Source organism: Legionella tunisiensis, from assembly GCF_000308315.1.
Taxonomy (GTDB): domain Bacteria; phylum Pseudomonadota; class Gammaproteobacteria; order Legionellales; family Legionellaceae; genus Tatlockia; species Tatlockia tunisiensis.
Genome location: NZ_CALJ01000304.1, coordinates 1 through 8,084 on the forward strand (window position 1 = coordinate 1; position 8,084 = coordinate 8,084).

Consider the following 8,084-nt stretch of genomic DNA (forward strand, 5'->3'; position numbering starts at 1 on the left):
TCGTACACTGGATGTGTTGTACGAATCCCACATTGGACAAAGGCAGCGCTAATTGCTTGTAAATAATCTTCTTCACTGATCTTCGATTTTACGATAACAACAATTTTCTGCTGCTTACCCTGACTTTCGAATAAGAGATTATAGCGTTGCACACCAATAGGATGAGAACCTCTTTTAGGATGTTTGAGTGCAAGTGCCATTTTTTCACTGGCAGAAGGGGCATATTCTGCTTCATGAATAATTAAAGTTGGATCACAAAGCTGTTTCTGCAAACAAAATTGAAAAAACTGTTTGGTAAAAACAAGACCTATTTCCGTAGTCTTAACATAAGTGCTGTCCATAAAAATCCCTTTATCAAGTAGTTCTAAAAATCATTAACTCAAGGTCGGAGTACATGCATCGTCACAAAAACGTAAACTACGTTCAACTTGGATAGTTGCATGGTGAATATTGTATTTTTCTCTCAGCATGCTAACTAATTTTTGCCGTGCTTCATCACTCAATGGCAACTCAGGCATAAAAAGGTGCACAGACAACGCATTCTCTTGTGTACTTATTGCCCAGATATGTAGATCATGTACCTCAACAACGCCAGCTTCTCCTTGCAACGATTCACGTACATTAGTCCAAGAGATCCCTCGCGGAACCCCATCAATAATTAGGCGAAAACTGTCGCTAAAAAGCGCCCAAGTACCCTTGATAATAAAAAGAGCGATTAGTAGGCCTACAATAGGATCTATCCACAGCCAATTGGTCCAATAAAGAAGGGCCGCTGATACCACTACACCCACAGAAATTAATGCATCATAAAATAAATGCAAGAAAGCCGCGCGAATATTTAAATCATCAGCCCCACGCCAAAACAGCACTGCCGTTGCTCCGTTAACTACAATACCAATACCAGCTACAATCATCACTGAAAGTGCGTGAATTTCAGTCGGTGAAAACAACTTATACATCGCTTCCGTAGCAATGATCCCACAGGTAAATACTAATAATACCCCATTGGCCAGTGCAGCTAATATTGATGTTTTCTTCATACCGTATGTGGTGTAGGCCGTAGGTATACGCTTCAATAATCCGTTCGCTATCCAAGCTAAAATTAAACTTAGCACATCACCAAGATTGTGCATGGCATCCGCTAACAAACTAGTCGAATTGGCTATATAAGCAAAAATAATCTGGAAAATAACAAATAACCCATTGGCAATAATGGCAATCAAAAAAGCTCGATTAAAATGAGGAACACTATGATGATGACCATGCGAATGCTCATGTGAATGTCCCTCTTTCTCATCGTCATGCTGATGAAAAATCATAACCGCTCCTTTAATTTTCTGCTGGTTCTGCTGAAGAATTATCGCTTTGGTTACTATAATAATTTATTCCAATTTTAATCCGCTCGCGACTATTTTGCTTACGCCAGGCATTTGTATCTCGTAACGAATAAACGCAACCACAATATTCTTGTTTATAAAAATTTTCGCGTTTGGCTATTTCATACATTCTTTCTGAGCCGCCATTCTTGCGCCAATTATAAGTCCAGTATTCAATATGCGGATAACGGCTAGCAGCACGAATCCCTGAACTATTAATTTGTTCCATATCTTTCCAACGAGAAATACCAAGCGAACTGCTTATCACTGGAAATCCATGCTCATGAGCATAAAGTGCCGTACGTTCGAAACGCATATCAAAACAGGCTGTACAACGTTTTCCACGCTCAGGCTCCCATTCAAGTCCTTTAACTCGTGCAAACCAATCATCCTTGTCATAATCCGCATCAATGAAAGAAATGTTATGTTTTTTTGCAAACTGAATATTCTCTTCTTTTCTAATTTCATATTCCTGCAAAGGATGAATATTTGGATTATAGAAAAAATAGAAAAGTTAATTTTTGCAAATAACAAAGCTTCCATCACTTCACCTGAACATGGCGCACAGCAGGAATGCAATAATAATTTGTCAGCTCCATTTGGAAGAGTTAATTGTTCACGATTAATCATGGTTACCACTCGATAAATTAATAAAATGTTCACGATAATAGACAAGTTCAGCAATTGAATCTTTAATATCGTCAAGTGCCAAATGCTTTGACTCTTTCACCACGCCACTTAACAATTGCGGCCGCCAACGTTTAACTAGCTCTTTTAACGTACTCACATCAAGATTGCGGTAATGGAAAAAGGCCGCCAACTCGGGCATGTATTTATACAAAAAACGTCTATCTTGGCAAATACTGTTGCCACACATAGGTGACTTACCCTTATCCAAATATTGTTTAAGGAATGCGATTGTTTGCGCTTCTGCCTCAGCTTCTGTCGTTGTAGTTTCCTGTACTCGTTTAACTAACCCCGATTGATTATGTTGTTTAGTATTCCATTCGTCCATGCCTGCAATTAAGGAAGGTTCCTGATGAACCGCAAGAACAGGGCCTTCTGCTAAAATAGTAAGATTTGCATCAGTGACAACAGTAGCTATTTCAATGATACGATCCTTTTCTGGTTCAAGGCCGGTCATTTCTAAATCTATCCAAATCAGATTATTATTGTTTTTCATGTTGTTCCCAAGAATTCAAAATTAAATCGGCGCAAGCAACTCGCCGTTGATGTAACGCCTCTTTAATGGCTTCTCCCTGATATCCCTGCACTATCAAAGTTTGGGCGGAAATTTTACTACACTCTTGTAGTAGGTAACGCCAGTTTTGCCCTTGCTTATAATCAATTTTTCTACCGCAACCCTGAGCATCCGCTTCACAGACAAGTAATAATTTCTCAAAAAGTTGTGGGCGACGAAAAGCATCCGTCTGCTCAAAAATTTTAACTATTGTTTTTGCATTCAACTCAAATAAACGGTGAATAGTTAAATGAAACCGCGATACCATGATCGCAAATTTACGGTAATCCACAGGAATTCGCAAACGTTCGCACAAAGCGTCAATCGTTGGAATCCCCCGCTCCTCATGTCCGTGATGTTTTGGCCATTCAGCCATAGGTGTTGCGGCTTTTCCTAAATCATGCATAATAGCCGCGAAACGTACCATCGGATCATCCGACAATTCAACTGCGGCACTCAATACCATCAAGGTATGTACGCCGCTATCGACCTCAGGGTGATAATCTCTTGTATTAGGTATACCAAAAAGTGCATCTATCTCTGGTAACACAACTTTTAATGCAGCACAGGCTCTTAAAGTTGTGATAAATAATTCTGGATTTTTTCCATTAAACTACGTGACCATTCCTGCCAAACACGCTCAGCAACCAAATGACTTAGTTCACCGCGCTTTACCATTGCATACATTAAGGCTCGCGTGTCATCTGCCACTTTAAAGCCTAAATGGTGGTAACGCGCTGCAAAACGGGCTACTCGCAAAACTCGAACTGGATCCTCGATGAAAGCCGGTGACACATGTCTTAAAAGCTTAGCTTGTAAATCAGCTTGGCCATGGTAAGGATCAATTAGCTGGCCGCTTTTAACATCTTGTGCCATAGCATTAATTGTCAAATCACGCCGTTGCAAGTCCTCTTTTAAAGTAACAGTTTGTGAAAAATTACACTCGAAACCATAATACCCGGGTGCCGATTTTCGTTCCGTTCGAGCCAAAGCATATTCCTCCCGGGATAAAGGATGGAGAAAAACCGGAAAATCACGACCAACCTGCTGGTAGCCTTGTTGCTTCAATTGTTCTGGAGTCGCTCCAACAATAACCCAATCGCGCTCTTTTACAGGATATCCCAATAATTGGTCACGGACAGCCCCTCCCACCAAATAAACTTTCATTAATATCTGTTTGCCTTCATACTGTACAAGTTTAAGATCCTGACAATTATAGACTATGTTTAAAGCATGAGTAAAAGACGAATCAACAAACAACAAGCAACGCGCATTGAAAAAATGCAGGCCGAATATCGTCAAAAAACTGATATGTCAGACAAAGAGGGTTTAGTCCTTACTCGTTTTAGCCGCCATGCTGAAATTGAAGATACTCAGGGAAATCGTATTCATTGCTCTATTCGCCCTAATTTAGATTCTTTAGTTGCCGGTGATCGTGTCATCTGGCAAGCTGAAGGTAGTACTCAAGGCGTAGTAGTGAGTCGTTATCCACGTCAATCTATACTGGGTCGCCCTGACAAGCGAGGACTATTTAAACCAGTTGCTGCCAATATCAGTCAAATCATTGTCGTTATCGCAGCAAAACCTGAACTAGCATGGCCTTTATTGGATAGTTACCTGGTTATGGCCGAGCATTTAGCCTTAGAGGTTTGTATTGTTTTAAACAAAAACGATCTTCCCTGCGAAACTATTCAGCAAGAACTCATAACTTGCTATAAACCACTCGGCTATCCCATCTTATTTACCAGCAAATTTGATACCCAAGGTTATGAGCTACTGAAGAAAACTCTCCAGCATCATACCAGTGTCTTTGTTGGGCAATCAGGTGTAGGTAAATCGTCTCTCATTGCCGGGATTTTGCCACACGAAAATAACATTCAAACAGCAGAAATTTCAGTCAGTTCAGAATTAGGCTGTCACACAACAAGCAATTCACGTCTCTATCATTTACCGAGTGGCGGAGCTTTAATTGACTCACCTGGTGTACGTGAGTTTGGCCTGTGGCATATGCCCATTACTGAAATCACTCAAGGTTATCGCGAGTTCAAACCTCTTATTGCTCAATGTAAATTCCGCAATTGTAATCACAAAGATACACCGGGTTGTGCAATTAAAGCGGCTCTTGATGCAGGGAAAATAACGCAAAAACGCTACGACAGCTTTGTTAAAATTACTGTGCAATTTGCCAAATAATTTAATTTGGCAATAGACTAAGCGAAAGTCGCCAACTCAATAGCTACATGTTCATCGTCTAAAGTTATCTTTCTCTCTGGGGAAGTCTGAGCCGTTATAGGCGTACTTAATGTTTGTAAATACCCTGACATACTATCGGATTGCAATTTACTGATGGCTAATTTTTCAATTTTTTCTGTAAAGTACTCACCAGGCTTTTTATATCAACTCCAAAAATGTCTTCTTTAAGCATTTCAGTTAGCTCACTGTAGAACAATTTAAAAGCACCTGGATTCGCGCCAAATAATCCGATTTTCCTTTTACAACCTTCACGTGCTCCACAGCTAGCTAAACGATGTGTCAAAAACTCCCGATTTGCTTTTAAATACTGATCAGAACCGATAGGAGTAGATCCTTTTCTTAATTTTTCCAGCATGTTAGCTCGATCCTCGGCAGGTAATGCAATATTATTTAACAGCTTATTAAATTCAATATTAATACGAGCCCATTGTAACTGAGGATTTTTAGGCTGTAAGGAAGTTTGCACGATTTTTTCAAGGAAATTTTCAATTAACATCCTTGATTTAAATTGTCTTTTTGACAACAACGACCAAATTACCGTAAATAATTGTTCTGGCTCAAAACAGGTATTGTTTTCCTTAGCAAAAATTGACTGATCTTCTATGCTCTTCCACCATTGCAACGTGTCGTTATAACGCGTCAATGAGGAAAGAAAACCATTTGTCGCCGTTGCTCTCTTTACAATATTTTCCATTACAAAGGCATAAATGAAGCGACTCTGTTTTACATCTCTTTTTTCAGTGAAGGAAGAAAGGGCATTAAATAACTCTATACAATTAGAATCAGGAACATTATTCGATTTATCCCACATCTGTAGAGAAGTACTTGTAAAAGGTAAATAACTAAAACCATGGGTCATTAACGACACAAGAATAATTAAAGATCTTCGAGTAGCTTCTTGCTCACTTATCTCATCATATTCCCGATAAACTTTTCTTGCTGAAACACGGCGTAAAGAATCAATTTCAATCTTATCGTCTTTTTCTATCTCTCTGCGAAACTCAGCTTGCGGATTATAGTCTAAAACCAAGCGCAACAAATATTGTCCATAAACTGCAATACAACCCCGGTCATCATCATCATATTTATGCTGAGTCTTTTGCATAATTGTTGCAAAAGAAAACTGCCTGGCACGATGGGTAATTCGCTGCTTATATAGTCTATCTAGCTCTGCCTGCTCCAATCCTGCAATATACTCAAGAAATTTTATATAAGCTTTATCAGCTACATCTAGTTGTGTTTGGCTAATGTCATAACCAAGCAATAATCCAACTGGATTTAAAGTACCATTAACTAACTCTCTTATTGCTTCAACAGTTTTTACGCTGATACCCGGATCGGGCTCTGTCTCCACGATGCGGCAGAAATAATCATAATAGCGAGGAACTGCAAAGCGTAAACGAGACAATTCTAGCTGCGTTAATGGGCATGGAGGGTTTTCACTACACTGATAAAAAGTTCCGTTCGCCTTATGATGATCAACAAGGTGTTGAGCAAGAATTAACTTTGTCCCATTATCAGAAAGAATCATGTGAGATAAGGGATAGATTGTAAATAACTCTTGTGTAACTGGATCATGGTCCAACTTTAAAGTTGGGATTAGCAACTTGTAGTAGTTAGGGTGAATATGCCCTGCACTTGCTAAATGACGCGCTAAACATATCCAACTGCGATTTGGCTTATCTTGTCTTCGTGTATAATCATTTGGCGTATCAATTATGCTCTTCCAACGCAACTCATAAATTCCTTTTATCTGCTCAATTAGCTCAGGCTTAATCTCATCTACCTCATCAAGCTGCTTGAGTAACTTACTTATCTCCGGCTTCAATGGATCATGGTCATCCAGATCTAAACCCTGAATTAATTCACGTAATTGGGCAACTTCAAAATATTTTCCTACTTTTAAAGATTGGTAAAGTGGTTGCAGCTTTTCATGTTTACCAACCAGAGTAGGATCAAATTTGCAAAGCCATTTTGCCACTGCAGTCAGCTTATCACCCAAATCATCGGTGTTATGCATGCAGTCAAGCAGAATTTCAATTAAGTAACAGCGATTTTCATCCTCTAAATCGATTGAGGTTCCATACAAATGATTAATATCCTCTAAGGGACAACCACTGAGGGCTATAGCAAAAGTTTTTATATTTCTTTGAAATTTTGTAAAATCTTTCTTGCCACTCTCAACCGCCTCATGATAATTTTCAATAATTTCAAGTAGGTTAGGTAGAAGATGAGTAGGCCAATCGCCGCGGCGTTGCCAAGTGGGGCCCATCACGCGAAGTACGTAATCCCAAAAGCTGGCATAATTTTCATTTTTAAGTTGAAAAGCTAAATCGTCGCCTCTCTTACAACGAATTCGATATAATTCACTGAGCGTCAAAGCCCTCGGTTTAAACTGTTTGGCCATATCATAGGTAGCCAACTGTCCTTTTCCGTGCTGCAAATGCTCTAAGAGTCCCAAAATTCTATGCCAAACACCATCATCACTAAGAAAAATTGCACGAGTATCAGGAGCTTGTTCCAAGCGCGAAAGTTTATCGGGATCCACTAGATTTTTAAGTGTTGGAATCAACAGTAACAAATAAGGCATCTTTAATTCGGCAGCTAAATCTTTAGCCAATGAAACCCAAGCCGTGTTCACTCCCCCCGGGGTAAAAAGTATAATCATTCTCTGTATCAGCTATATTTTTCCAACGCTTGGCAAAACGTGCTTGAATCCAAGCAAAATCCTCTTCACTTAACAGGCTGTCAGGATCTAAAAGAGGGGGCAGATCACCAGTATATTCCTCCAAAGGATCAACATTAGATGGAGCTGGAGGAGATAGCAGCTCACCAGAGACTTCTTCCAATGGCTTAACTTTAGCAGAATATTTTTCTTGAAAATCGTTAAGAAGAGCTAAATCATCCTCACTTAGTTTATCTTTAATACTCTCTAGAGCATTAATAAATTCCCGAATGCGGTGGACTAACATGCTACTCTACTTCCCCATAAAATGGTAATTAATACTACAACATTTATATCTAACCAACTCTCAGTTCATAAAATGCTGTAAACATTGTCTTGAGCGCAGATAGATTAACACGAATCCTATTGAGAAATCATTAGTCATTGCTGATTAAATATACAAATTAAATAACTAACTACTAAAAATTTTTAAATTGGGTGATTATGTCAAAAATTAAACAGATTTTTAAGCTGAAAAAAGCGGCTTAAG

The 8,084-nt window shown here is 39.1% G+C and carries 5 protein-coding genes and 3 pseudogenes; 1 reads left to right on the forward strand and 7 read right to left on the reverse strand.

What is annotated here, in order from left to right:
- The 5 genes and pseudogenes from BN58_RS27070 to BN58_RS27080 all read right to left on the reverse strand — a co-directional run.
- Positions 1 to 341, reverse strand: a pseudogene (locus BN58_RS27070) (3-hydroxy-3-methylglutaryl-CoA reductase); the annotation flags it as partial.
- Positions 342 to 374: 33 nt separating this feature from the next.
- Positions 375 to 1,319: a cation diffusion facilitator family transporter gene (locus BN58_RS18375; RefSeq protein ID WP_019218085.1), complete on the reverse strand. Its 945-nt coding sequence runs from the start codon at positions 1,317 to 1,319 to the stop codon at positions 375 to 377.
- A gap of 10 nt (positions 1,320 to 1,329) precedes the next feature.
- Positions 1,330 to 2,006: pseudogene (locus BN58_RS27075) on the reverse strand (epoxyqueuosine reductase QueH).
- On the reverse strand, positions 1,999 to 2,559 hold the full coding sequence (gene orn / locus BN58_RS18385) for an oligoribonuclease (RefSeq protein ID WP_019218087.1): 561 nt from the start codon (positions 2,557 to 2,559) through the stop codon (positions 1,999 to 2,001). Before orn ends, BN58_RS27075 begins: the two are co-directional and overlap by 8 nt.
- Positions 2,546 to 3,783 (reverse strand): annotated as a pseudogene (locus tag BN58_RS27080) (multifunctional CCA addition/repair protein). The gene orn and the pseudogene BN58_RS27080 overlap by 14 nt, the downstream one beginning before the upstream one ends.
- A 66-nt stretch (positions 3,784 to 3,849) precedes the next feature.
- Between BN58_RS27080 and rsgA the strand changes: the two are divergent.
- Positions 3,850 to 4,809: a small ribosomal subunit biogenesis GTPase RsgA gene (rsgA, locus tag BN58_RS18395; RefSeq protein WP_019218088.1), complete on the forward strand. Its 960-nt coding sequence runs from the start codon at positions 3,850 to 3,852 to the stop codon at positions 4,807 to 4,809.
- 157 nt (positions 4,810 to 4,966) lie between these two features.
- On the opposite strand, the gene BN58_RS18400 is transcribed toward rsgA, so the two are convergent.
- Entirely contained in the window at positions 4,967 to 7,489 is a 2,523-nt protein-coding gene (locus BN58_RS18400; protein WP_019218089.1) for a hypothetical protein, read from the reverse strand.
- Complete coding sequence (locus BN58_RS18405; protein ID WP_019218090.1) at positions 7,482 to 7,841, reverse strand: hypothetical protein; 360 nt, start codon at positions 7,839 to 7,841, stop codon at positions 7,482 to 7,484. The genes BN58_RS18400 and BN58_RS18405 overlap by 8 nt, the downstream gene beginning before the upstream one ends.
- Between the last annotated feature and the right edge of the window lie 243 nt (positions 7,842 to 8,084).

Coding starts and splice junctions, on each gene's coding strand:
- orn (WP_019218087.1), bottom strand. CDS start 2,559: ATGAAAAACAATAATAATCTGATTTGGATAGATTTAGAAATGACCGGC.
- BN58_RS18405 (WP_019218090.1), bottom strand. CDS start 7,841: ATGTTAGTCCACCGCATTCGGGAATTTATTAATGCTCTAGAGAGTATT.
- BN58_RS18375 (WP_019218085.1), bottom strand. CDS start 1,319: ATGATTTTTCATCAGCATGACGATGAGAAAGAGGGACATTCACATGAG.
- rsgA (WP_019218088.1), top strand. CDS start 3,850: ATGAGTAAAAGACGAATCAACAAACAACAAGCAACGCGCATTGAAAAA.